Annotated in this window: 24 protein-coding genes and 1 pseudogene; 13 read left to right on the forward strand and 12 right to left on the reverse strand. The window is 69.2% G+C overall.

The genetic code is table 11. The features are described 5' to 3' along the window. Positions 1-41: 41 nt before the first annotated feature. Positions 42-1064: an alcohol dehydrogenase catalytic domain-containing protein gene (locus tag M2283_RS07220; protein WP_280875244.1), complete on the forward strand. Its 1023-nt coding sequence runs from the start codon at positions 42-44 to the stop codon at positions 1062-1064. A gap of 247 nt (positions 1065-1311) precedes the next feature. Here M2283_RS07220 and M2283_RS07225 read toward each other — a convergent pair whose 3' ends face one another. Beyond that, positions 1312-1929: a TetR family transcriptional regulator gene (locus tag M2283_RS07225; RefSeq protein ID WP_280875245.1), complete on the reverse strand. Its 618-nt coding sequence runs from the start codon at positions 1927-1929 to the stop codon at positions 1312-1314. Positions 1930-2053: 124 nt separating this feature from the next. On the opposite strand from M2283_RS07225, the gene M2283_RS07230 reads away from it, so the two are divergent. Both M2283_RS07230 and M2283_RS07235 read left to right on the forward strand, forming a co-directional pair. Next, positions 2054-3046 (forward strand): aldo/keto reductase, encoded by a 993-nt coding sequence (locus M2283_RS07230; protein WP_280875246.1) that lies wholly within the window; start codon positions 2054-2056, stop codon positions 3044-3046. 246 nt (positions 3047-3292) lie between these two features. After that, positions 3293-3655 carry a cyclophilin-like fold protein gene (locus tag M2283_RS07235; RefSeq protein WP_280875247.1) on the forward strand — a complete coding sequence of 121 codons (363 nt, stop codon included), beginning with the start codon at positions 3293-3295 and terminating at the stop codon, positions 3653-3655. 28 nt (positions 3656-3683) lie between these two features. Here the strand turns inward: M2283_RS07235 and M2283_RS07240 are convergent, their stop codons facing one another. Beyond that, positions 3684-4529: a helix-turn-helix domain-containing protein gene (locus M2283_RS07240; RefSeq protein WP_280875248.1), complete on the reverse strand. Its 846-nt coding sequence runs from the start codon at positions 4527-4529 to the stop codon at positions 3684-3686. Between the two features lie 237 nt (positions 4530-4766). Here M2283_RS07240 and M2283_RS07245 point away from each other — a divergent pair, with 237 nt between their 5' ends. Further along, the gene (locus tag M2283_RS07245; RefSeq protein WP_280875249.1) at positions 4767-5162 is read left to right on the forward strand and encodes an MmcQ/YjbR family DNA-binding protein; all 396 of its coding nucleotides are present in this window, start codon (positions 4767-4769) and stop codon (positions 5160-5162) included. Continuing rightward, the gene (locus tag M2283_RS07250) at positions 5159-5527 is read left to right on the forward strand and encodes an MmcQ/YjbR family DNA-binding protein (protein WP_280875250.1); all 369 of its coding nucleotides are present in this window, start codon (positions 5159-5161) and stop codon (positions 5525-5527) included. Before M2283_RS07245 ends, M2283_RS07250 begins: the two co-directional genes overlap by 4 nt. A gap of 822 nt (positions 5528-6349) precedes the next feature. Here M2283_RS07250 and M2283_RS07255 read toward each other — a convergent pair. The 5 genes from M2283_RS07255 to M2283_RS07275 all read right to left on the reverse strand — a co-directional run bounded on the left by M2283_RS07255 (position 6350) and on the right by M2283_RS07275 (position 11493). Then, the gene (locus M2283_RS07255; RefSeq protein WP_280875251.1) at positions 6350-6991 is read right to left on the reverse strand and encodes a CoA transferase subunit B; all 642 of its coding nucleotides are present in this window, start codon (positions 6989-6991) and stop codon (positions 6350-6352) included. Further along, entirely contained in the window at positions 6991-7755 is a 765-nt protein-coding gene (locus tag M2283_RS07260) for a CoA transferase subunit A (RefSeq protein ID WP_280875570.1), read from the reverse strand. Before M2283_RS07260 ends, M2283_RS07255 begins: the two co-directional genes overlap by 1 nt. A gap of 133 nt (positions 7756-7888) precedes the next feature. Continuing rightward, a complete protein-coding gene (locus tag M2283_RS07265; RefSeq protein WP_280875252.1) occupies positions 7889-8833 on the reverse strand; it encodes a fumarylacetoacetate hydrolase family protein in 945 nt (314 codons plus the stop codon). Beyond that, complete coding sequence (locus tag M2283_RS07270) at positions 8830-10434, reverse strand: MFS transporter (RefSeq protein WP_280875253.1); 1605 nt, start codon at positions 10432-10434, stop codon at positions 8830-8832. Before M2283_RS07270 ends, M2283_RS07265 begins: the two co-directional genes overlap by 4 nt. A 129-nt stretch (positions 10435-10563) precedes the next feature. Further along, a complete protein-coding gene (locus tag M2283_RS07275) occupies positions 10564-11493 on the reverse strand; it encodes an MBL fold metallo-hydrolase (protein WP_280875254.1) in 930 nt (309 codons plus the stop codon). Positions 11494-11639: 146 nt separating this feature from the next. Between M2283_RS07275 and M2283_RS07280 the strand changes: the two genes are divergently transcribed. Together M2283_RS07280 and M2283_RS07285 are read left to right on the forward strand one after the other, a co-directional pair. Continuing rightward, positions 11640-12278: a TetR/AcrR family transcriptional regulator gene (locus M2283_RS07280; RefSeq protein ID WP_280875255.1), complete on the forward strand. Its 639-nt coding sequence runs from the start codon at positions 11640-11642 to the stop codon at positions 12276-12278. A 27-nt stretch (positions 12279-12305) separates the two neighbouring features. After that, positions 12306-12668: a hypothetical protein gene (locus M2283_RS07285; protein WP_280875256.1), complete on the forward strand. Its 363-nt coding sequence runs from the start codon at positions 12306-12308 to the stop codon at positions 12666-12668. A gap of 25 nt (positions 12669-12693) precedes the next feature. Here the strand turns inward: M2283_RS07285 and M2283_RS07290 are convergent, their stop codons facing one another. The 4 genes from M2283_RS07290 to M2283_RS07305 form a co-directional block, all read right to left on the reverse strand. Further along, positions 12694-13164: a hypothetical protein gene (locus tag M2283_RS07290; protein WP_280875257.1), complete on the reverse strand. Its 471-nt coding sequence runs from the start codon at positions 13162-13164 to the stop codon at positions 12694-12696. A 598-nt stretch (positions 13165-13762) separates the two neighbouring features. Continuing rightward, entirely contained in the window at positions 13763-14275 is a 513-nt protein-coding gene (locus M2283_RS07295) for a hypothetical protein (RefSeq protein WP_280875258.1), read from the reverse strand. Then, on the reverse strand, positions 14272-18708 hold the full coding sequence (locus M2283_RS07300) for a DUF6531 domain-containing protein (protein WP_280875259.1): 4437 nt from the start codon (positions 18706-18708) through the stop codon (positions 14272-14274). Before M2283_RS07300 ends, M2283_RS07295 begins: the two co-directional genes overlap by 4 nt. Positions 18709-18718: 10 nt before the next feature. After that, positions 18719-19030, reverse strand: coding sequence for a hypothetical protein (locus tag M2283_RS07305; RefSeq protein WP_280875260.1), 312 nt, complete (start codon positions 19028-19030; stop codon positions 18719-18721). Positions 19031-19259: 229 nt separating this feature from the next. On the opposite strand from M2283_RS07305, the gene M2283_RS07310 reads away from it, so the two are divergent. Together M2283_RS07310 and M2283_RS07315 are read left to right on the forward strand one after the other, a co-directional pair. Beyond that, the gene (locus M2283_RS07310) at positions 19260-19703 is read left to right on the forward strand and encodes a GNAT family N-acetyltransferase (protein WP_280875261.1); all 444 of its coding nucleotides are present in this window, start codon (positions 19260-19262) and stop codon (positions 19701-19703) included. Between the two features lie 20 nt (positions 19704-19723). Then, positions 19724-20234: pseudogene (locus M2283_RS07315) on the forward strand (hypothetical protein). A gap of 27 nt (positions 20235-20261) precedes the next feature. Here the strand turns inward: M2283_RS07315 and M2283_RS07320 are convergent. Next, complete coding sequence (locus M2283_RS07320; protein ID WP_280875262.1) at positions 20262-20633, reverse strand: winged helix-turn-helix transcriptional regulator; 372 nt, start codon at positions 20631-20633, stop codon at positions 20262-20264. 91 nt (positions 20634-20724) lie between these two features. On the opposite strand from M2283_RS07320, the gene M2283_RS07325 reads away from it, so the two are divergent. From M2283_RS07325 to M2283_RS07340, 4 genes are all read left to right on the forward strand, one after another. Continuing rightward, positions 20725-21564, forward strand: a complete 840-nt coding sequence (locus M2283_RS07325; RefSeq protein ID WP_280875263.1) for an SDR family oxidoreductase — start codon at positions 20725-20727, stop codon at positions 21562-21564. A gap of 188 nt (positions 21565-21752) precedes the next feature. Beyond that, on the forward strand, positions 21753-22172 hold the full coding sequence (locus tag M2283_RS07330) for a YciI family protein (protein WP_280875264.1): 420 nt from the start codon (positions 21753-21755) through the stop codon (positions 22170-22172). After that, positions 22169-23314: an RNA polymerase sigma factor gene (locus tag M2283_RS07335; RefSeq protein ID WP_280875571.1), complete on the forward strand. Its 1146-nt coding sequence runs from the start codon at positions 22169-22171 to the stop codon at positions 23312-23314. The genes M2283_RS07330 and M2283_RS07335 overlap by 4 nt, the downstream gene beginning before the upstream one ends. 91 nt (positions 23315-23405) lie before the next feature. After that, a complete protein-coding gene (locus tag M2283_RS07340) occupies positions 23406-24611 on the forward strand; it encodes a 4-hydroxybenzoate 3-monooxygenase (RefSeq protein ID WP_280875265.1) in 1206 nt (401 codons plus the stop codon). Positions 24612-24634 lie beyond the last annotated feature (23 nt).

Raw genomic sequence — 24634 nt, forward strand, 5'->3', positions numbered from 1 at the left:
CAACCGCGCACCACGGGGGCGAACAGAGTAAGGAACCCGACATGAGCCAACCGACAGCAGCCGGCGACGCCGCACGGGCGACGATGCGGGCCGTCGTCGTCACCAGGCCCGGCGGCCTCGACGCGCTGGAGATCCAGGATGTGCCGGTGCCCGCACGCAAGCCCGGCTGGGTGCGGATCAGGGTGAAGGCGTTCGGCGTCAACGAGTCCGAGGTCACCACCCGCAAGGGCGAGTCGGATGCGGAGGTCAGCTACCCGCGTGTGCCCGGCATCGAGGGCGTCGGCGTGGTCGATGAGGCCGATGAGGACAGCGGGCTGCGGCCGGGACAGCGGGTGGCCACGATGATGGGCGGCATGGGCCGCTCCTACGACGGCACGTACGCCCAGTACGTGAGCGTCCCAGCCGGGCAGGTCATCCCGTTCGAGTCCGGTCTGCCGTGGGAGGTCGTCGGTGCGCTGCCGGAGATGTTCCAGACCGCCTACGGATCGCTGACCACCGGCCTGGACCTCAAGGCCGGGCAGACGCTGCTGATCCGCGGCGGCACCTCCACGGTCGGGCTGAGCGCGGCCACCATCGCGAAGGACCTCGGAGCCACCGTGCTGTCCACCACCCGCAGCCCCGGTCGGGCCGGGGAATTGCGGGCCGCAGGCGTCGACCATCCCCTCGTCGACAGCGGCACGATCGCCGACCAGGTGCGCGAGCTGATGCCGGAGGGTGTCGACGCCGTACTGGAGCTGGTGGGCTGCTCGGTCCTCGCCGACACCCTCCGCACCGTTCGCCGGCACGGCACTGTCTGCTTCACCGGAGCCCTGGCGGGCCAGTGGACGATCCCCGATTTCAGCCCGTTCATGATCCCGGGCGGGGTGCGGCTGACGTCCTATGGCGGTCAGGCAGCCGACCTCCCGGCCGACGTCTTCGCCCACCAGCTCCAGGCCATCGCCGCAGGACGCCTCAACGTCCCGGTCGCGAAGGTCTACCACGGCCTGGAACAGGTCCGTGACGCCCAGGCCGACGTCGAGTCCGGCACCACGCCGGGCAAGCACGTCGTCGTCCTGGACGACTGAGACCCGGGCAACCGAGAAGCGACAACCAACCACTCCCGATGCGCGAGGGCCGACAACGTAAGCGCCGGTGAGCACGAAATCCTGACACCGCGTGAGGCGCAAGGGGCGCCCGTGCCTGCCCCACCAGGCGCCTGTTCCCCTGGCCAGGAGCTCTGATTCGTCAGCAGGATGCGCCCATGGGCAGCGGTAACGGCGGCCGGCACCGTTTCGGTAATGTTCGAGCAGGCTGCCGCCGGTCCGGGCGACCTCAGCGTGCTCGAGGGAAAAGCCGCTCGACAGCGGTCACCACCGCGGCGCGGCGGGCGGCGGTGGTGGGGTCCACGGCGTGTGCGGCGGCGGCCTCGCTGAGTTCGGGTTGTGACGCCCAGGTCGTGGCGATCTGGTTGACCAGGGCGAGGACGTCGGCCGGGTCCCAGGCGGGGTCGAGCTGTCCGGCCTGCTGCACCTGGCGGAGCAGGTCGATTTTGCGGGTGATCGCTGCCTGGGTGGGATCGTCGGCACCGGTAGCGGTGCCCGGCAGCTCGAGGCGGCCCCAGGTGATCAGGCGGTGGTGGTCTGGACGGGCGACGAAGTAGTCGAACAGGCGGCCCGCGTAGCCAGGGAGGTCGGTCGGGTCTATCTGGGTGGCCTCGGCGATGACGTCATACTCCCGTGCAGCGACAGCGGCATAGAGCGCGTCTTTGCTGCGGAAGTAGGCGTAGACGCGTTCTTTGCTGGTCTTGGCGAGCTTGGCGATGCGGTCCACGCGGGCGCCGGCGATGCCGTGGCGGGCGAACTCCTCCATGGCAGCGGCAAGGATGCGCTCGCGCGTGGTGTCGGCGGCGGCGGGAGCTGCGGTCTGGCCGGAGTCGCGGGACTGGGACATGGGCCCAGGATAGAGCACCGAACCGTTTGGTTTGGCATCCGGCTGATCGGCGCGTAGGGTCAAACGGAACAGTTCGGTTTGGCCTCTGCGGGTGAAGCCGGCGAACCACTGAGGGAGTGAACTCATGCAGCACCGCAATCTGGGCTCTCAGGGCCTGCGCGTCTCGGCGCTCGGTCTGGGGACCATGGGCATGTCCATGGCCTACGGCGCCTCGAACGACGACGAGGGCCTCGCGACCATTCGCCGCGCCCACGAACTCGGGATCGACTTCTTCGACACCGCCGAGCTGTACGGCGCCGGTACCGGCAGCAACGAGATCCTCCTGGGCAAGGCGGTCAAAGACTTCCGCGACGAGGTGGTCCTCGCGACCAAGTTCGGCTTCGACATGACCGCCCCGGCGCTCAGCCCCGGCTTCAACAGCCGCCCGGAAAACATCCGCAAGGTCGCCGAGAACAGCCTGCGCTACCTGCAGAGCGACCGCATCGACCTCTTCTACCAGCACATCTCCGACCCGGACGTTCCGGTCGAGGAGGTCGCCGGCGTGGTCGGCGAACTGATCACCGAAGGCAAGGTGAAGTACTTCGGCCTGAGCAACGTCGGCCCCCAGTACATCCGCCGCGCCCACGCCGTCACCCCGGTCTCCGTGCTCCAGTACGAGTACTCGCTCTTCGAGCGGGAGGTCGAGGAGAAGATCCTTCCCGTTCTGCGGGAACTCGGCGTCGGCCTGGTGCCCTACTCCCCGCTCGGTCGCGGCTTCCTCACCGGCCAGGTCAAGCCCGCCGGCGAATACCCCGCGGACGACATGCGCAGCTGGGACGAGCGTTGGCAGGGCGAGAACTACACGTACAACCTGCACGCCACCGAGCAGCTCAAGGACCTGGCCGACACCGCGGGTATCACCGTCGCCCAGCTCGCGCTGGCCTGGCTGCTCGCCCAGGGCGAGGACGTCGCGCCCATTCCCGGCACTCGCAGCACCAAGCGCCTCAAGGAGAACGCTGGCGCCACCGACGTCCAGCTCTCCGTCGCTGATCTGGCCCGCATCACTGAGATCCTTCCCCACGGCTCGGCAGGCAGCCGCCTCCCGGCCGCGATGCTGTCCAGCTTCACCACCGACTGAACCGCCCCTCCACGCGGCCCGCACGCGCCGGTCGACAGCAGCCGGTGACGCCGCACAGGTGACGTGCGGGTCATCATCGTCAACCGGCCCGGCGGCCGAGAATGATAAGTCAACCGACTTGCCATCGCGGTGACGTCGAAGTTGCCTTCACGCGGTCCGTGCCGAAGTGAAGCTCGTACCCGATGAACGCGGCGTCCGAGTCGGCCTGACGATCACTGCAACTACACCCCGAAGAGCGGAACCCCTATGAGAATCCGACTGACCGCCGGAGCGACCGTCCTCAACGCAACCCTCGACGACAACGCGACGGCACGCGACTTCGCCTCGCTGCTTCCGCTGACTCTGCGGATGGATGACCTGTTCAAGCGCGAGAAGTACGGTCACCTGTCCCGGTCTCTCGCCGTGGGAGGCGAGCCGCGGTTCAGCTACGAGATCGGCGACATCGCCTACTGGTCACCTGGTCCCGACATCGCCGTCTTCTATGACAACGACGGCGAGTCCATCCCCGACCCCGGCATCGTGATCCTCGGGAAAATCGACCACTTGGGGGCCGATGCCCTCAAGAAGTACGACGGCGCGGTCGACGTCGCCATCGAGGCCATCGACTGAGACCCAGCCGGAAACCACCGAGATCTCGTCAACCAAGGGAGCGAGGGGGGAGAATCGGGGATTCGCCGGCCGCGAAGGCGGCCGGGGTGAGGCCGGTGCGGTCGCGGAAGTAGCGGCCGAAGTTCGCGGGATCGGTGAAGCCGAGGTGCACGGCCACGGTCCGGGCATCCCATTGGGCGCCTCTCAGCAGGCGCCGGGCTTCGAGGAGGCGCCGCTCGTCGATGAGTTCACGTACTCCCTTGCCGGTGGCGTCTTGGGCGGCGCGGCTGAGGGTGCGGACGGAGCAGCCGAGCAACTCGGCGTAGTCTGCGGCTTGGTGGAGTTCGCGGAAGTGCAGCTCCAAGGCGTCCAGGAAGCGCCGGTACCGGTCGGCGCGGCCCGCGTGGGCCGTGGCCGTGCCGATGGGGGCGATGCCCGGGGAGTCGGCCAGGCGCAGCAGCAGTGATTCGAGCAGGCTGCGCCGCAGGGCGTGGTGGATGTCGAGGGGGCGGCGCCCCAGTGCGCGGTGTTCGTCCAGGAGCTGGAGTGCCGTCTGCTGGAGCCAGGCGGTGTCGTCGGGATGCGGGCTGAGCACGGCAGGGGCCTCGTGCGCAGTGAGCGGGGCCAGGAGACGGGCGAGGTCGGGCCGCAGTACGTCCGGTTCGAACAGGATGAACGGGCCGCGGGCCGCGCCGGGCGGATGCCAGCACTGCGCGTGCCCGGGACGCACCCACAGCCACTGGCCGGCGGCGACCGTCCGCGTGACGTGATCGACGTCATGCAGCAGCTCACCCTCGGTGACCGCGATGAGGTAGTGGAAGGTGGCACGGCCCGGACGTGGAGGGTTCCACGGCCAGTCGTCGTGCTGGGCGAAGAAATCCTCGACGGTACTCACCTCAAGGCCGTACGGCGTACCGACCGGGGGCTGGAAACCGTACAGCCGAACCGCAGCCAGACCGGCCGCGGTTTCGCTCGGGTGTGGGTGTCGCTTGTCGACCATCACGTGTCCGCAGCCTACCGCCCTTCCGGTCGGTTTCGACGGAAGGATGGAACGTGCCACCGCGCCCGCGCGGCGCGCCCTCCACCTCCTGCGATGCCGCAGCCCGTCACCACCTGAGAGGGCCCACAGCCCATGAACGCATCGACCCTGCACAAGACCGCCGCCGACTGCGCGGAGGAACTCCCCGGAGCACAGCTGGAGCACCCCTTCGGCCCCGACTGGGAGGTCTACAAGGTGCGCGGCAAGGTGTTCATGCTGATGACCGACGTCCCCGGGCGGCCCGTCGTGATCCTCAAGGCGGACCCCGGAGAGGCCCACGCCCTGCGGGAGCAGTACAGCCACATCACTCCCGGCTACCACATGAACAAGAAGCACTGGATCACCCTGGAGAGCGGAGAAGGCGTCGACGAGGAACTCGTCAGGGAGCTCGTCACCGACTCCTACCGGCTCGTCGTCGCCCACCTGCCCAAGGCCGAGCGGCCTGTCGACCCGCACACCTACGGCACCGGCACGCGGGGGGTCCGGTGAGCGCGGCGGGTGAGCGGCTCCAGGGCACCGCCCGCCGGGCGGCCCTGGCCCTCCCCGGCGTCAGCCACGGCTACCCCTTCACCCCGGGACTCGACGTGTACAAGGTCGCGGGGGAAGTGTTCCTGATCGTCACCGAAGACCCGGACGAACAGATCATCACGGTCAAGTGCGAACCCGAACACGCCCGCGCGCATGTAAGCGGCTACCCCTCGATCTCACCGGGCCGCTACCTCGACAAACGCCACTGGATCTCGCTCGGGACTGGCCCCGGCATCACCGAGCGGCTGGTCACCGACGCGGTCGAAGATTCCTACGACCTGGTCGCCCAGCGGCTGCCGCGACGCGACCGCCCCAGTGCCCGATGAGCACCGCGAGCTTCCCCACGAGTGGCTGAGCCACACCTGTCAGTGCCCAGTGCACGGCTCACCCCGTCCGCTTCCGACCCGAGAGACCAATGGAACCGACCCTGCCGCTCTTCGACGAGGGGTGAGCGTGCCCATCCGGGACGCGTTCTGGACGCAGGTTGGACACAAGGATCGGAAAAGACTGACAAGGGCCGAGAAGCGCTGAGGCGCCATACCGCGTCTGAGCTGGGGAAACGGCCAAGATTGCCATTGATCGACATGGGTCGCCAAGATCCTCAAGGGACTCATAATCCGTCGGCCGTGGGTTCGAGTCCCACCGGCCCCACTTGCGCAGGCTTCTGACCTGCGGAAACGTTCCTTTTTGGGTGTCGGACCGTCAACTTTTCCTGAACGGACTGAATCCGTTGCTCGCGAGTTCTGTGGTGTTGCCCTCGATGGTAGTTAGAACGTCGCTGACCTGCAGGTATGCGTTCGGTTGAAGGTGGTGAGGCAGCCAAGGGTGGCGTGTGCGCATGGCTGGGCACCGAATTCGGGACGCTCGCAGGACGCAGGGAATTGGAAGTGGCTGCGTTGGGCTGTCCTGTCGGCGCTGCGGAAGTGCTTTCTGGTGCAGGCGGTGCGGTGTGACTGCAGGCGACCAGGGCGTCGCCTGACCTCGGGTCTCGTGGTTGCCCCCGCAGCTGTGGACGCGCGGAACGATCCCCACGGCAGCCTTCATTTCGACCTGCGGTTTCCGGTGCCGTATGGGGAGGCGCCCGCAGCTGCCTGGGAGCCGACCCCTGACGGGGCGGGGGTCGGCCTCCGCTTGCGCGGTCGAGGGGGTCAGGGCCAGGCAGGTATCAGGATCGGTGGGCCCGTACGCTCGCGGACGTCCGCGAGGGTCACTCCGGGGGCGAGTTCCACCAGGGACAGGCCGTCGGCCGTGATGTCGAGGACGGCCAGGTCGGTGATGATGCGGTGGACGCATGCCTGCCCGGTCAGCGGGAGGGTGCACCTGTCGACGATCTTCGGCGAGCCGTCCTTGGCGGTGTGCTCCATGAGGACGACGACCTTGCGGGCGCCGTGCACCAGGTCCATGGCGCCGCCCATACCCTTGATCATCTTTCCGGGTACGGTCCAGTTGGCAAGGTCACCCGCTGCGGAAACCTGCATGCCGCCCAGCACGGCGACGTCGATGCGGCCGCCGCGGATCATCCCGAAGGACTGCGCGGAGTCGAAGAACGCGGCGCCGGGCAGCACGGTGACGGTCTCCTTGCCCGCGTTGATCAGGTCGGGGTCGATCTCGTCGTCGTACGGGTAGGGGCCGGTGCCCAGGATGCCGTTCTCCGAGTGCAGCACCACGTGCACGCCGGGCGGGAGGTGGCCCGGGATGAGGGTCGGCAGTCCGATGCCCAGGTTGGCGTAGGAGCCGTCGGGCAGTTCGCGTGCGGCGCGTGCGGCCATCTGGTCGCGGGTCCAGGCCATCAGTGCCGCTCCTCACGCGTGCGGACGGTGCGCTTCTCGATGCCCTTGTCGTCAGCTGGGACCGGGCCCAGGACCCGGTCGACGTAGATGCCGGGCAGGTGGACGGCGTCGGGGTCGATGGTGCCGGGTTCGACGAGCTTCTCGACCTCGGCGATGGTGATCCGGCCCGCCATGGCCGCCAGGGGGTTGAAGTTGGCGGCGCTGCGGTGGAAGACGAGGTTGCCGTGTCGGTCGCCGCGGGCGGCCCGTACGAGGGAGAAGTCGGTGGTGACGGCTTCTTCCAGGAGGTACGTCCGGCCGCGGAACTCCCGCGTCTCCTTCGGCGGGGAGGCCACGGAGACGCTGCCGTCGGGGCCGTAGCGCCAGGGCAGTCCGCCATCGGCGACCTGGGTGCCGACCCCGGCCGGGGTGTAGAAGGCGGGGATGCCGGCACCACCGGCGCGCAGCCGTTCGGCGAGGGTGCCCTGTGGGGTGAGCTCCACTTCCAGTTCACCGGCGAGGTACTGGCGGGCGAACTCCTTGTTCTCGCCCACGTAGGAGCCGGTCACCCGGGCGATGCGGCCGGCCGCCAGCAGGATGCCGAGCCCCTGGCCGTCCACGCCGCAGTTGTTGGAGACCACGCGCAGGCCGTCGGCGCCCTGCGCGAGCAGGGCGCCGACGAGCACGGTGGGGATACCGCACAGCCCGAAGCCGCCCACCGCCAGCGAGGCCCCTTCCGGTATGTCGGCGACCGCATCGGCAGCCGAGGCCATGACCTTGTCCACGTTGTTCATGCCTTTCTCCCGGTGCCGGACGCTGTATCGGGCACCGGGGTCTGCCAGAGGCAGGTTGTTCAGGGAGCGGAGCCTTCGGGCTCGGGAGAGCCCTCGCTCCGGGTCGATTCCAGCCGGTACGGGGTCACTGCCTGCGGCGGGCGGATGGTACGGGCACCGGGGCGACGCCCTCGATGACGGTGTTGCTGATGGTGCCGATGCCCTCGACCGTCATGGTGACGATGTCGCCGGGGACGAGCGGCGGGGGTTCGAAGGTGCCGCTGTGGCCCCAGAGTTCGGCCAGGCAGCCGCCGTTGCCGCAGGTGCCGGAGCCCAGGACGTCGCCGGGGCGGATCCAGGTGCCGCGGGAGGCGTACGCCGCCATCTCCTCGAACGTCCAGGCCATGTTGGCCAGTCGGTCATGGCCGACGGTCTCGCCGTTGACCTGGACGGTCAGGGCGAGGTCGAGGAAGCCTTCCGGGTTGCGGTGGGGTTCGAGTTCGTCGGCGGTGACGAGCCAGGGGCCGAGGGTGGTTGCCGTGTCCTTGGCCTTGGCCGGGCCGAGTTTGACCCTCATCTCGCGGCCTTGCAGGTCGCGGGCGGACCAGTCGTTGAGGATCGTGTAGCCGAGGATGTGCTCGCGCGCCTGGTCGGGGGTCAGGTCCCGGCCGGGCTTGCCGATGACGGCGGCCACTTCGAGTTCGAAGTCGAAGCGTGCGCAACCCGGCGGCACCGGCACGTCGTCGTGGGCGCCGATCACCGAGTACGGGTTGGTGAAGTAGAACGCGGGGGCTTCGTACCACTCGTCGGGCACGGTGTCGCCGTATCCCTGGGCGATGCCCGCGACATGGCTCTCGAAGGTCATGTAGTCACGTACGGTCGGCGGTCGCAGCGGTGGCAGCAGCCGTACGTCGGCCAGGGGCAGCGGCAGGGAGCCGGTCAGGGCGCGTTCGCCCGCCCCGCGCAGGGACTGCTCGCCCTCCACGATCAGATCCAGCAGTTCGACGGGGTACTCGAACGGGTGGACCTGGTCGTCGGCGACAACTCCCGGCTGCCGTTTCCCGTCGTGGACGAAGGTCGCGAACCTCATGCCGCGCTCCCCTCCGACTCGGCCGGCCGCGTGCCGCTGGGCCCGAAGCCGACGAAGACGGCGGCGATCACAGCGGCGGCCAGACAGGCGACGGCGGTGAGGATCAGTCCGTTGTTGTAGCCGCGGGCAAGTGCCTCCGTGGTGTACGGGGCGAGCTTGGCGCTGAGCGGACCGAGGTCGGCGGTGTGCAGCGCGAGCGGGCCGCCCTCGTGCAGGACGGCGGAGGCGATGCCGTGCTCCTTGGGGGTCAGGCCCGCGTCGGCGAGGCTGCCGGTGATTTGACGTGCGGCCATGCCGAGGGCGACGGCGCCGACGATGGCGGGGCCGAGGGTCTGGCCGAGGTCGCGGACCAGGCTGGTGGTGGCGCCCGCCATGCCGGTCAGCTTGGGCGGTACGACGTTCACGGCGGCGGCGGTGAGGGCGGCGACGACCAGACCGAAGCCGACACCGTTGAGCACCAGCGGCCCGAGCAGGGGGATCAGGCCGCTTTCGTGGATCGGCACCGCCCGCAGCCACAGTTGGGCGCCGGCCAGTGAGACGAACCCGGTGACGAGCATGGGGCCGGGGCCCACCCGGTGCAGCATCCGGACCAGCAGCGGCCAGATGAGCGGGGTGACGCCCTGGACGATCAGGAAGGGCACTGCGGCCTGGAAGGGGCCCTGGTGCTGGATGACGCCGAGGCGGATGCTCAGGTCGTACGCGCCGCCGAGGAAGCCGAACATGCCGATCACCGCCATCGCGGCCGACGCGGCGAAGGCCGGGATACGGAACAGCTCCAGGCGCAGCATCGGGGCCGTGCTGCGGCTCTCCACCAGCACGAACGCGACGATGAACACGGCGAAGGCGACGAAGGACGCGACGACGGGAGTCGAACTCCAGCCGTCGGAGGGGCCCTGGATGATGCCGTACAGCAGGGCGAGCATGGCCACGGCGATGGCGATCTGGCCCGGCCAGTCGAGCGAGCGGCCCTCGGGGGCGCTGGACTCGGTGGCCAGCAGCCAGGCACCCAACGCGGTGATCACGGCGAGCACGCCGGTCACGCCGAACGCCCACTGGAAGGAGGCGTGTTCGACGATCCCGCCGGACATCAGCGGGGCGAGGAAGGCGCCGAGCGACAGGGCCGTGGTCCAGGAGGCCAGCCCCTTGGCCCGTGCGGCCGGGGTGGTCGTGACCGCGGTGATCATGGACAAGGAGGCGGGGAAGAGCGCGGCGGCTCCGATGCCGGAGATCGCCTGCCCGGTGATCAGCTGGGCTGCCGAGTCCGAGGTGGCGGACACCAGGTAGCCGACGGCGGACACCAGTGCCGCGCCCACCACCAGTTTCTTACGGCCGTACAGGTCGCCCACGACGCCGAAGGTCAGCGCGAGGACGGCGGCGGGCACCAGGAAGGCGTCACTGATCCAGGTCAGTTCTCCGCCGGACGCATGGAGGGTTCGCTGCATGACGCCGTTGATCGCGGCGGGCAGGACCAGTCCGATCTGGGCCAGGCAGACGGCCAGACAACCGGCGATGATCGTGCGGGTGTGGCGTGCCGTGGCGGCCGGTGGGGTGTCGGACGACGACGGGGCGGCGGATGGGTCGTAGGCGGGGACGGAGACCATGTCTCCTCCTTGGCAGGGTTGGCGGGACGTACGGCCCGAAGGGGGAATGCGGGGAGTTGGGCGCACCGGAGGGGGCGGTGCGCCGGTTGCGGAGGGCGGGGCCTCGGCAGGGCGAGCGGGGGAGCGTCGTCAGACGCGGGGGCAGAGCTCGGCCATGCAGCCGAACAGCCCGGGGCCGTCGAGTGGGGGCAGCGCGGGGTCGAGCTCCCGGTAGACGGTGTGCACGTTGACGGCGAGGCGTTCACTCTCGTCAAGGTCGGCGAAGCGGCCGAGGCGGATGTCGCGTGCCGCGTCCATGACCGGCATGCCGGTGGTGAACCGCGCGGCGGCCTGCTCATGGACGTATTCGAGATAGTCGCGGATCTCACGGACCGTCTGTTTGGTGGTGACAGGGCCGTGGCCGGGTACGACGATGTCCGCGTCGAGGCCGAGCAACAGGTCGCAGGCGGCGAGCCAGCGGGTGAAGGGGCCGTGCCAGACGACCGGCGCCGCCCCGGCGAAGGCGATGTCGCCGGTGTAGACCGTCCGGGCCTGCGGCACGTGCACGATCGTGTCCCCGGCGCTGTGCGCGGGGCCCACGTCGATGAGGCGGACCTCGGTGCCGCCGATGTCCAGAACCGTCTCGCCGTCGAAGATCCGGTTCGGCAGTGCGGGTTCGATGCCGGCGTAGTCGAAGCGGCCGAAGATCCGTCGCGCGAAGTGTCCGGCGGGACTGTCCATGTTGGTCAGCGCCAGCATCTCGGCCGGACCCACCTGGCGCATGTCCGCCACGGACCCGCGGGCCGCGATGATCTCGGCGTGGGTCACGAGCTGGTTGCCGAACCAGTGGTCGCCGTTGCCATGGGTGTTGACCACGGTGGCGATCGGCGCGGTGGCGGTCAGCGGCGTCAGCGCGTCGAGCATGGTCCTGGTCAGCCGCAGGTCGTAGAGGGTGTCGACGAGCAGTGACTCGCCCCGGCCGGTGATCAGCCCGGCGTTGCTCATGCCCCATCCGGCATCGCCCGCGATCCAGGCGTAACAGCCGTGTCCGAGTTCGACACAGCCTGTTCGGGATGCCACGGAAGCCACGTTGCCTCCTGTCTCGTCCCGCATCAGAGAGCGAGACCTCAGTGTATTTTTGGACTGGAGTCCATCAATGGAGGACAATCTAAGAAGGTGGTATGGCGGCGTCAATACCCGTGCAGCCCTGTGCTGTACTGGAGGCCATGAAGATCCCGGAGGCGGGAGTCGAAGTCGTGCCCGCAGCGCCACCCGTCGGACGCCGGGAACGCAAGCGACAGCAGGTGCGCGACCAGCTCTACGCCGCGGCGCTGCACTTGTTCGTCACCCAGGGGTACGAGGCGACGACCATGGACCAGATCGCCGAAACCGCCGACGTCGCCCGGGCCACCGTCTTCAACTACTTCTCACAGAAGGTCGGGTTCCTCGAGGAATGGGGAGCCCGCCGCCGCGTCCGCGTCAACGAGATCCTCGGCTCCCAGCGCGCCGAGGACCTGCCGGTCGGAGACCGGCTGCGCCGTTACCTGAAGGAGATGGCCGACCTCAACGTCGCCTCCCGCGCCGAGACCACCGTCCTGATGGATGCCTCCGCGCGGTATGGCAGCCTCCTTCAGGATCCGTCTCTGGAGATCGAACTCGCCAGGATCGTCGAACAGGGTCAGCAGCGCAGGGAGATCAGGGCGGACGTCGGCTGCGACCAGGCCGGACAACTGCTGGCCGCCTGCTACTTCACGACAATCCTGCGCTGGATCCGAGAAGAGCCAGCCCCTTTCGACCTCCACGAGCGACTCACGGGGGCGCTCGACATCATCCTGCCGGGTCTCCTCGTCGGCGAAGCGGCCTGACGCGGCACGTCACCTTCATCCAGCCGCTTGCGCAGAGGTGGACCCACCCTTCAGCCGCCCTGTGCCCGCTGGTGGGCCGCTGGGGCACTGCCTTCTTCGCCCCTGGCCGCCATCGTCTCGCGGTGGCCGGCGCCGAGGCGCTCTACGCGGACATGGGCCGCGACCCTGCTCACGGGGGTCGGCCGCCGTGACTCCGAGGGGCTGGACTGGCTGGACTGGCTCTTCGCGCGTACGGACCTCGCGCCCGGCATCAAGTACGCGATCGCCGACGCGGTCCTGGACATCGACGGCAGGCGGCGCGAGGGACGGGCCGCGGGATTGCTCGCCCTGCCCGGTTGTCCGGACGACGTAGCCGACCACATCCGCAACGAGCTGCGCCACTGCGACTAGCAACCACCTTCGGAGAGGCGGCATTTCAGGAGGTGATCTGCTGTCCGGCGGCGTGTGCGAAGTCCTCGACGGCCCGGCGGGCGTCGTGACCGCTGCGATGGCACGCCTGCTCGTCATGAGCCTCGTGGATCGCGCTCACCTGGTGCAGCGCCTCCTCGGCCAGCCGGACGAGGTCGGGCGCCTGGGCGACCAGGCGGATCCGGAAGAGTTCCTGACGCGCCACTCCGCGTAGCCGGTAGGACTCAAGACGCGCGTCCGTGGCCTCCGCACTGCCGGGGTTTTCCTGGGCCCGGTGCCAGCGGTCAAGTTCGCTGCGGCGACACTGCGCCAGTGAGGCCGCGTACGCGCTGTAGGCGGCCATGCGTTCCTCCTGCAGGAACCGCCAGCGGGAGAACCGCTCGTTACGGGTGGTCATCCGGTGCTGTACGAGGTAGCTGAAGCCCACGCCGAGCAGGGTCCCGACGATGGCTACGGCGCTTGTGAGGACCGCTTCCATCCCTGGATGACAGCACGTCGGCCGAGCCGCTGAGAAGACCGCCTGTCGGGAGGCCAGCCGGATCGCCCCGCCAGGAGCCAGAGCTGGTTGTGCCAGCTCAGGAAAGAGTCGCGAACCGTGCGCAGCGGATACCCGTTCCAACGCGCAGAGGCTCCGCCCCGGATGCCGGGGTCGGGCCCAGGTCAGCGAGCGCCGTAGCTGCTCGGGCAGCGTGGTGATCAACCAGGATCACGACGGCCGGCGTCCACCGCGAGCACCGCCATCACGCTCCGCCGCTGCGGAGGATCCACGTCGACCGGGCCGCGGCCCACCACCTCGACGGGCCCGAGAAGTCTGAACGTCACCACGACAACCCCCGGCGATCAGAGCGCACACCGTCCGCACTCTTCCCCTGGCCTGGCTGGTCAGCCCCTTCGCCGACGTCGCCGTGGCCACACCACTCTGGCACCAGGCCACAACACACGCTACGCACGCGTAATTCAGCCCGACAAGATCCAGGCCAGCCAGTCTTCTCCAAGGACCGGGCAGGGCCACGGGCGTGGCGTCGGCCGAGCACCGTAGGGTCCGCGCCCGCCGGCAAAGGGATATTTCGGCCCGGCTAAGAAATGCGATCCAGCTGCCGCAGAACCGTTGGCCACGAATCGTCGGGGTCCTCTCCGGTGATCTCCTGATATCCGCTGCCGAAGGCCTTGTCGAGGAGAAAGCGGTTGAGGTCGTCGGCGAGCTTTTCGAAGACCTCGCTCTGCCACCAGATCACACCGGTGTCGGGGAAGCCCCAGACTTCGCCGGTCGGGCGGTGGAGAAAGACGGGGTCCTCGTTGATTTTGCCGATGCAGAACCATTCTTCCCGGTTCAGCTGTACCGGAGTGCCTTCCCTGGGGTCTGCGTAGAACTGCGAGTCGACCACGACCTTCGCCTCGAAGAGCACCAGGGAGCCGAAGATCCCCCCGTCCGCCTTGCCCAGGAAGTCCACGTAGTCGGCGGGGACGTCAGAGGGGAGGGGGCGCCCGGAGTACCCGGCGGAGACGCTGTTCATCATGCCCAGTTCGAAATCGTCGACGAGCAGGGAACGTGCCGTCGCCAGGAGTTCTTCCAGTTCCCGGGAGATCATTCGGGGCCCTCGATTCTAATCTTCAGGGGAGTGTGGTCGGGAAGTTTTCTGATTTGATTCCAGATCTGGTTCCCGATCCGCTGGTTGGTGAACGCGTCAAGGATGTGCAGGTTGGTCGCGGCATCGGGTCCTCCCAACTGCAGTTCCCACACGTGATCGGGGTTCATCCTCTGGAGGATTCTACTGCGCAGCGTGTCCGCGAACTCGCGGTTGGTCTTTCCGAACTGATCGTAAACGCGGCGTATCAGGTCTCGCTTGTAGTTGTTGGTGATCGATGTATCACGGGCCACGGGGTTGGGCGCTTTGAACAGAACTCCCGCATCGCTCAGCTTCAGAAGCGCGTCGGCCTTCATCCTGAATTGCTGTTTGGGCATCCCCTCAAGCCACTGGACGGTGACCTCGACGGGGCCGCCCTCCGTGCATTGCAGCCCCAGGGGATCCAGGAAGGCCAGCGGGTTGGGCACGTACCCGTAGTTGTCCGGACCCGCCTCCAGTCCGAGAGGATCCGGGCTGATGTAGCGGCCCGCGTCGGGGGCGTAGTAGCGCTGACAGTTGTAGTTGAGACCGGTTTCGGCGTCGTGGTACTGGCCGGGGAAACGAAGTGGGCAGTCGGCGGACCGCGGGGGCACCGCCGACGTCACCACGGAGGTCCCCCACAGCGTGGCGCGCCCCGACCAGGCGATGTTTCCGTCCGGGCCGATGAGCTCCGTGGGCGTGCCCACGGGGTCGGTGAGCACAGCGTGGAAGCGGGGTGAGCCGCCTCGCGCGGAGGGTTCCGCCTGTGAGGTCGTGCGGTCGCTCTGGGCCAGCGGCCGGTGCGAGTCGGGAGCGTAGTCCCACGTGGTGACACCGCCGTCCGGACCGGTCTGTTCGGCGACACGGGAGCCGTCCCAGCTGAACCGCGTCTCCTCGACGACCGATCCGTCCTCCGACAGCCGTTGCTTCGCGGTCCGCCGGCCCAGGGGGTCGTACCGGTACCGCCAGGTCTGGCCTTGCGGTGTGGTGGCGTGGGTCAGCCGGTTCTCGGGGTTCCACTCGTAGGTCCAGATCCGGCGCCGGCCGTCGAGCAGCTTGCGGGACATGCGGACGACGCGGCCCTCGGCGTCGTAGTGCAGGGTGGTGCGCCCGGATGTGCGCAGTTGGTTCCCGCTGTACTCGTGCCCCTGGGGAGCGGGGTCGTCGGGCAGCACTGCCTGAGTGAGGCGTCCGGTGCTGTCGTAGGTGTAGTGCTCGCGCCAGTTGTCGGCGTGGGCGCTGGTGACCCGGCCTGCCGGGTCCAGTTCGAAGCGCCGTGTTCCGGAGAGGAGGTCGTTGATCTCCGTCACATAGCCGTCCGGGCGGTAGGCATAGGTGCGGCTGTGGACCAGGTGCTCGGTGCCAGCGGCGAGTTGTGTGACGTTCTGGGCGGTCAGGCGGTCGGTGGCGTCCCAGGCCTGGGTGAGGGTGAGTCCCTCGCCCAGGCTTCGTGAGGTTTCGCGCCCTGCGGCGTCGTAGGCGAAGGCCAGGTCGCCCGCGTCGGTGGCGAGTGCGGTGGGCAGGCCCTGCGCGTTGTACGACCAGACCGACGTGTGGCCGACCGGGGTGACACGACGTACGCAGCGGCCGAGTTCGTCGTAGGAGTAGCGGGTCACGTCGCCGCTCACGTCTTCCGAGACCGTGCGGCCCATCGGGTCGCGTTCGAAGGTGATCTCGGCGTCCGCGTTGGCCGTTCGCACGAGATGACCGCTCGGGTCGTAGGCGAAGGTGGTGACGTCGTCTGTGCTGCGCTGCTGCGTGACGTGGCCTCTTGGGTCACGCGTGTAGTGAATCGCCTCGCCCAGCCCGTTCGTTCGCGTGACGAGTTGGCCGGCTCTGTCGTGGTCGTAGGTCAGGGTGCGGCCGTTGAAGTCCGTCTCTGTGACCAGTCGGCCGGCGGCGTCGTAGGTGTAACGCCACGCTAGTCCGGCGGGGTTGGTGACCTCGGTCAGGCGGAGTTCGGTGTCGTAGGCGAAGGTGTACGTGGCACCGCCGGGATCGGTTCGGGTGCCGGCCAGGCCGAAGTGCGTGCGGGAGTAGGAGGTCGCGGTGCCGTTCCCGTCCGTGTGCGACAGGAGATTTCCCTCCGCGTCCCATGACCAGGTTTCGCGGGTGCCGTCGGCCTGCTCGCGCAGAGTGGGCCGGCCTTCGGTCGTCCATGCCAGACGCACGCTGCGTTCGAGGGGGGCGACGGCCTCGACGACTCGGCCGAACGTGTCTCTGACGATCCGGGTGGTGTGGCCGAGAGCGTCGGTGATGCGGAGAGGGAGGCCGGCTTTGTCGTTGGTGATGCGTCGGGAGTTCCCGAGCGCGTCGGTGATCTCGACCAGGTGGCCCGACTCGTTGTACCGGTAGCGGGTCTCGCCGCCCATCGGGTCCCGGGTCGCCAGCGGACGGCCGTGGCGGTCGTACTCGTGGACCCATGCGGCCCCGTTGGGTTCGGTGACACGGACCGGGAGGCGCAGGTCGTTGTACTCCGAGGTGCCGGTCGATCCGTCGGGAAGGACGACGGACGTGACGTTCCCGGCCTCGTCGTAGGAGTAGCGGGTGGTGTGGCCGAGCGCGTCCGTGGACGCTGTGAGGCGGTGCTCCGTGTCCCACTGGTACTCGGTGACGTTGCCGAGTGGATCTGTCTCGCGTGTGAGGCGCAGCGCCTCGTTGTGGTCGTAGACACGGGTCTGACCGAGGGAGTCGGTCACTCGGGTGGTGCGGGTGGAGTCGTCGTAGGTGAGAGTTGAGGCCAGCGCGTCGCCGGTACCGCCGGTGGCCACCACGCGACCGCGTTCGTCGTACGTGTACCAGTAGGTGGTGTCGTTGCGGTCGGTCCAGGAGGTGATGCGGCCCGCGGCGTCGTAGGTGTAACGCGTCGGCAGGCCGGAGGAGTTGCGTTCCTCCGTGAGGTGGCCCTGCTCGTCGTAGGCGAAGGTGAGCAGGGTGGTGCCGGGCCGGTCGGGGCGGGCGGGGTCGAGAAGGCGCAGGCCGGTGACGCGGGAACGGGACCGGTCGTGATCGATCGCGATGCGGTAGCCGCCGGAGTGCGCCACGGCGCCGGGGATGTCGCCCTGTGCGTACTCGATGGTGACGCGGTTTCCGTTGCGGTCCTGGATGTACTGCAGGGGCAGGTCGACGGCCGTGTCACCGGCCGCGGTGACCGGGCTGTGGAAGACGTGGACCAGGCCGGTGTCGGGGTCGGTGACTCGGACCGCGCCGTCGACCTCGTCGTCCCATGACAGGGCCAGGCATGAGCCCGGGGTCAGCGGACGGACCGATGTAGTGGCCTGCGGGTCCAGTGGCGGGAAGCAGAGGCGGGCGCCGTCCGCGGTGGCGTAGACGAAGCCCTCGTCGTCGGCCTGGACGCGCTGGTCGAGCGTGGAGGCCCAACTGGGGCCGAACCAGCCGCCGAAGCGGTAGGACGAGACGTGGGTGCGCTCCAGGATCAGTGGCAGCACGCCGGGCAACTCGACATCGACCCGCGGCAGGGCCATGTCGCCGGTGGCCACGTCTATCGGGTCCCGCACAAACGTCTTGACCACGTTGCGGATCGAGGCGGGCAGTTTGTCGAAACCCGGGTTGAGCCTGAGGCGTTCGAAGGCGGCGCAGTCCAGGCCCATGCTCTTGCTGAGCCTGGCCAGAGCCGCCGGCCCCAACGCCTTGAGGCCTTTGCCGAGTGCCTTGCCCAGCATGCCGAAACCGACACCCATCAACGCGCCCTCGGTGAGCAGGCCCGCCAGCTTCTCCGGGTCCTTGAACGCGCCCGGGTCCTCCAGCAGCGTCTGGAACGCGGTGAACTCCATGCCGCCCTTGGCCATCCTGGCCACCTCGGCGACCCCGCGGATCTCCTTGAGCGCCTTCAGCGCCCGTTCCACCCCCCGGATGACCTCCATGATCCCGCGGACCACGGAGCCCAGCGCGGTGCCCTCCTCCTCGATCCGGCCGATCAGCGCGACGACCTTCAGCGCGCGCTCGCCCGCTATCAGCGTCGAGGCCACCTCGGAGGCGCCGGCGGTGAGGATGGACAGCGCAAGTCCGGCGATCTCGAACTCGACGATCTCCGCCAGCATCACGCCGATCTCGGACAGCAACTCATGTGCCTTGTCCGCGAAGTCGTCCAGCGCCTTCGCACCCTCCCGCAGCGAGTGCGCCATCTCCGTGGCCTGCTTGCGAGCGGCCTTGGCCCGCTTGTTGTAGGCCTTGGCCGCCTTGCCCTCCCACTCCACGTCCGCCAGCGCCTTGCGCGATGCCTCCGCCGCGTCGTCCAGACCGGTGGCCAGGCGCCGCCACTTCTTCGCGATCTCGCGTACGCCGTCCGGGTCCACCGCCGGGTCGGTGATGCCGAGGAACTCCAGACCGCTGGCGACGGAGTCGCCGAACATGTGGTTGAACTTGTTGATGTAGTGGAACGGGTTGAGGTCGACCATGCCCCGCGCCTCAGCCCTTCTTGGCCTGTGCCTCGGCCGCGATCAGCACGTCCAGCAGGTCGAAGGCGTCGGAGACCTCGACGATCAGTTCGGCCTCCGCCTGCCACTCCTGGTCCAGGTCCTTGGCCAGCTTGGCCAGGGTGGTCATCCCTTCGCGTATCTCGTCCGTCGCGCTGAGCAGCGAGCCGAGCGCGCCCAGCGCCGACAGGTCATCGGACTGCGCCTTGAACTCCTGCAACGGCTTCGCGGTGTGATGCCCCACCGCCCGCAGCCCGGACGCCGCCTTGTGCATGGACGTCGCCTGCTTCTTCAGGTCCGACATGTCGCCCCACCCCCGGTACTTCACTCTGTGCACATGCCAACCCCAGGACACTATTGAGACCGGTTAAGTACGAGGTATGGCAGCCGTCAAGCAGGAGTAAAGATCGCCATGCGGGCTTGTGTTGATCCACGTGTGCGTCGCGGTCACCTGGACTTCTACCGCGCCGCCGTGGATTCGGATCTCAGTGGAAGGGGTCCGGCCGGAAACCCGGGGCGGTAGCGTGCCGATCATGGCGGACTGGAGTATTCGGCCGGCGCAGGCGTCGGACGTCGAGGAAGTGGCCGAGCTGCGTGCCGTCGTGATGCGGGCGGATCTGGAACGGCTCGGACGCTACGACGAGCAGCGGGTACGGCAGCGACTCCGAGACGGCTTCGACCCGACACACACCTGGACGATCGAGGTGGCCGGCGCCTTCGCCGGCTGCGTGGCCCTGCGACCGGCCGAGGACGCCCACTGGCTGGAGCACTTCTACCTGGCCCTGCATCTCCAGGGCAGCGGCATCGGTTCGGGAGTGCTGAGCGTCCTGCTGGAGCGGTGCGACCGCGACGGTGTCCTGGTCCGACTGAACGTCCTGCAGGGCAGTCCGGCACGGCGGTTGTACGAGCGCCACGGGTTCACCGTCGAGACCGAGGACCCGGTGGACGTGTTCATGGTGCGCAAGCCGCCGGGGTGAGGAGTCGCTACCGTGTGGCCATGACCGACCGCGCGGAGCGCCCGCTGCTCTTCCTGGACGTCGACGGAACGCTCCTGCCCTATGACGGAGTACGACTTCCGTCGACCCCCGAGGGATGGCAGGCCTGGCAGCGCACGTCGAATCCTCACCTGGTCAAGATCGACCTTGCCCACGGTCCGCGTCTGCTGGCGTTGCCCTGCGTACTGACATGGGCCACCGCATGGATGGACGACGCCAATGAAGTGATCGGTCCGCTGCTCGGGCTGCCGGAGCTTCCGGTGGCCGGTCTGCCAAAGGCGCCTGAGGAGAACGAGGCCGGCGTTCCGCACTGGAAGACGCGAGCCCTTGTTCCGAGCCGCGGCAGGACGCCCGTTCGTCTGGGTCGACGACGAGATCACCGATCTCGACCGGGCGTGGGTGTCGACGCACCATCGGGGGCACGCCCTCCTCCACCGCGTCGATTCCACCGTCGGCCTCACCGACACGGACTTGGCGGCCGTCGATGGTTGGCTGCGTGACCTGCGTACGTAGGAGATCGGATCGACCGGGCTCGCCACGTCATTCCGCGTCGCGCGGCGGCAGTCGCCGTGTGATCCGGTCGAACAGTTCCTTCAGCGGCTCGCCGACGTCCCGGCCGAACTCGGTCAGCCCGTAGGTGACTTGGGGCGGCGTCGTCGGCTCGACCTCCCGCCAGATCAGGCCGTCCTGGACCAGTGCGCGCAGGGTCTGGGCGAGCATCTTCTCGCTGATGCCCTGGATGCTCTCGCGCAGCTCGTAGAACCTGAGGCTGTTGCTCCGCAAGGAGATCAACACCCAGATGCCCCACCTGCTGGTCACGTGGTCGACCACATCGCGTGCGAGGCAGTCCGTGTGAAACACCTCATACCGCTCGGCCGTCTCGGCCCGTCTGTGCTGCACGCCTTCCGTCACGTGAGGAGCTTACTCCGAGGTATGCCCTTACTGAAAGTTAGCCCTACTCCTAGCGTGCAGGCCACAGCAAACAGGCGACAAGGAGCTGAACATGATCGTGGTGACCGGAGCTACCGGGAATATCGGCAGGCCGTTGACGCTCGCCTTGGCCGAGGCGGGCCGGCAGGTGACGGCGGTGTCACGGCACACGGCGGCGGTGCCGGACGGCGTCCGCCACCTGGTTGCCGACCTGGCGGAGCCGGCCGGCCTTGAGCCCGCGCTGGCCGGAGCGAAAGCGCTGTTCCTGCTGCTCTCCGGCGACCTGCACGCCGCCGGAGCCAGCCCGGCCGACATCATCGGCGCGGCCGACGCCGCAGGGGTCCGCCGGGTCGTCCTGCTCTCCACACAAGGCGTGGCGACCAGGCCCTTCGGCGAGACGCGGATCGCGATGCGCGCGCTGGAGGACGTGCTGCGGGAGTCCGGCCTGGAGTGGGCCGTCCTGCGGCCGGGCGGCTTCGCCTCCAACGCCCTGTGGTGGGCCGAATCCATCCGCGAGCGAGGGATCGTAGCCGCACCCTTCGGTGACATCGGGGTGCCGATCATCGACCCGGCGGACATCGCCGAGGTCGCGGCGGCCTGTCTGCTGGACGGCCAACACACCGGCTCCGTGTACGAGTTGACCGGTCCGGAGGTGATCACGCCACGCGGGCAGGCGGAGGCCATCGCCGCCGCGCTGGGCTCGCCGGTACGGTTCCACGACCTCACCCGCGACGAGGCCAAGGCCGCCATGTCCCAGAGCATGCCGGCGGAACTCGCCGAGGACACCCTGACCATCCTCGGTTCCCCGAGCCCGGCCGAGCTGCGCATCAGCCCGGACGTCGAGCGGGTACTCGGCCGCGCCCCTCGCCCGTTCGCCGACTGGGCCGCCCGCAATATCGCAGCGTTCCGCTGAGACCGGCCGGCGCCGCGGGAACTTCTCCGCTCGCTCGGTGATCCACTGCTGACGACCGCCGGCACGGGTACTCCGGTGATCACAGGGAGACAGAAAACTTGGACGGCGATGTCGAGAACCCCTGCCCGGCTCCGTCCCCGCAGTGAACGCGTCCACAATGGGTGGCACCAGTACGGAGGAGAACCACGATGGCCAAGTACCTGCTGCTGAAGCACTACCGAGGTGCCCCGGCATCGGTCAACGACGTGCCCATGGACCAGTGGACGCCCGAGGAGATCTCGGCGCACGTGCAGTACATGAGCGACTTCGCGGCCCGGCTGGAGAAGGGCGGCGAGTTGGTCGACAGCCAGGCGCTGGCTCCGGAGGGCACGTTCGTCCAGTACGGCGGCGAGGGGCGTCCGCCGGTCACCGACGGGCCGTTCGCGGAGACCAAGGACCTCATCGCCGGCTGGATGATCATCGACGTGGACAGCTACGAGCGTGCCGTCGAGCTGGCGGGGGAACTGTCGGCCGCCCCCGGCGCGGGTGGCCGGCCGATCCACGAGTGGTTGGAGCTGCGTCCGCTCTACGACGCGCAGCCCACGCTCACGGATTGCCCCTGGAAGTGAACGAGAGCCTGCTGCGGAGCCTCACGCCGGGTGTGCTCGGCGTCCTCGTCCGCCGCGGAGCCGACTTCGTCGCGGCCGAGGACGCCGTGCAGGACGCGCTCATCGAGGCGGTCCGCGTGTGGCCCGCCGACCCGCCGCGCGATGCGAAGGGCTGGCTGGTCACCGTCGCCTGGCGCAAGTTCCTCGACGCGACCCGGGCGGACACCGCCCGCCGCCGGCGTGAGGGCCTCGTCGAGGAGGAACCGGAGCCCGGGCCCGCACCGGCGACGGACGACACGCTCCAGCTGTACTTCCTGTGCGCTCACCCGTCGCTGACCCCGTCGTCGGCGGTCGCGCTCACGCTGCGCGCCGTCGGCGGGCTCACCACCCGGCAGATCGCCCAGGCCTACCTGGTGCCGGAGGCGACGATGGCCCAGCGCATCAGCCGGGCCAAACGCACCGTCTCCCTCGTGCGCTTCGACCAGCCCGGCGACGTCGCGACCGTGCTGCGCGTCCTCTACCTGGTCTTCAACGAGGGCTACTCCGGCGACGTCGACCTCGCCGCCGAGGCCATCCGGCTCACCCGGCAACTCGCCGCCTCGATCGACCACCCCGAGGTGGCGGGACTGCTCGCCCTCATGCTGCTCCATCACGCCCGGCGTACGGCTCGTACCGCGCCGGACGGCAGCCTCGTACCGCTCGCCGAGCAGGACCGCGGCCGGTGGGACACCTCGGCGATCGCCGAGGGCGTCGCGATCCTCCAAGTCGCCCTCGCCCGCGACCGGTTGGGCGAGTTCCAGGCGCAGGCCGCGATCGCGGCACTCCACGCCGACGCGCCCACCGCCGAGGAGACCGACTGGGTGCAGATCGTCGAGTGGTACGACGAACTCGCGGGCCTGACCGACAACCCGGTCGTCCGGCTCAACCGCGCGGTCGCCGTCGGCGAGGCCGACGGCCCGCGCGCCGGCCTGGCAGCCCTCACGGCACTGGACGACTCACTGCCCCGCCACACCGCGGTGGCGGCCCACCTCCATGAACGCGACGGCGACCTGGAGTTGGCGGCGCGGCTGTACGCCGAGGCGGCCCACAAGGCACCCAACCTCGCCGAACGCGCCCACCTGACGCGCCAGGCCGCCCGGCTCAACACCCGACGCAGTCACTGACGGGGCGTTCCGGGACTCGCCGCCGCCCGCACAGATGGCCTTCACCCTGCTCCGCGTGGAATGCCGCTACCCTGCCACAGGGGGTGGTCAAGTGGCCGAAACGGCAGGGGAGTTGGGTGAGGCGTCGGAGTCCACGACCGTCGTGGTGATCGGCGCGGGACCGGCCGGGCTGACGGTCGGCAACCTGTTGCGGCGCAGCGGTGTCGACTGTGTCGTCCTGGAGCGTCAGACCCGCGATCACGTGGCGCAACGCCAGCGTGCCGGGATCGTCGAGACCCGTGCGGTGCGGATGTTCGACGCCTGGGGGCTGGCCGACCGGGTCCTCGGCGGCGTCCCGTCCGAAGGGATCCTGGAATTCCGGGTGGACGGCGAGAGCCACCTCGTCTCCGACGGTGACGGGTCCGAAGGCCTTGGCGCTCGCATCTGCCCGCAACAGGTCCTGGTCCAGAAGCTCACGGACACGTTCCTCGCTGACGGTGGCGACCTGCGCTTCGAGGCCGCCGACATCTCCCTCAACGACCTGACCGGCGAGCGCCCGACCGTCCGGTACCGCACCGCCGACGGCGGCCTCCGGAGCATCAGTTGCGCCTTCGTCGCCGGTTGCGACGGGGATCACGGCATCAGCCGTACCGCCGTACCCGACGGCGTCCTCACCGCGCACGCCTTCGACCACGACATCGGCTGGCTCACCGTTCTCGCCGACGCGCCGCCACCGACGTATCCGCTGCTGGCCATCAGCGAGCAGGGCTTCGCCGCGCACTTCCCCCGAGGCCCGTACACCAGTCGCTACTACCTTCAGTGCCCGCCCGACGACGATCCCGAGGCCTGGTCCGACGAGCGTGTCTGGGACGCCCTGCGTACCCGGCTCGGCGACCCCGTCCTCGGCTCCGGGCCGATCACCGACCGGGAGATCTTCCGGCTCCGCAGCCTGGTCCACGACCCGATGCAGTACGGCCGTCTCTTCCTCGTCGGCGACGCGGCGCACATCGTCTCCCCGATGGGCGGCAAGGGTATGAACCTCGCTCTTTACGACGCCGATGTCTTCGCGCGAGCGGTGGCGGACTTCGTTCGGGACGGCGACGAAAGCGCCCTGCGCGGCTACTCGGAGCGGTGTCTGCGCCGGGTCTGGAACGACCAGGAGTTCTCCCACTGGCTGACCCGGACCGTCCATGACGCCGGGGACGACAGCCGCTGCGGACCCTTCGAGCGCAATCTGGCCCGTGCTCGGCTCGACCGTCTCTTCACCTCTCCGGCCGCCGCCCGGTCCTTCGCCGAACTGATGACGGGAATGGACTGAGCGGCGGGCGCCAGGGGTTCGGT

The sequence above is a fragment of the Streptomyces pseudovenezuelae genome, from assembly GCF_029892565.1.
GTDB classification, from domain to species: domain Bacteria; phylum Actinomycetota; class Actinomycetes; order Streptomycetales; family Streptomycetaceae; genus Streptomyces; species Streptomyces pseudovenezuelae_A.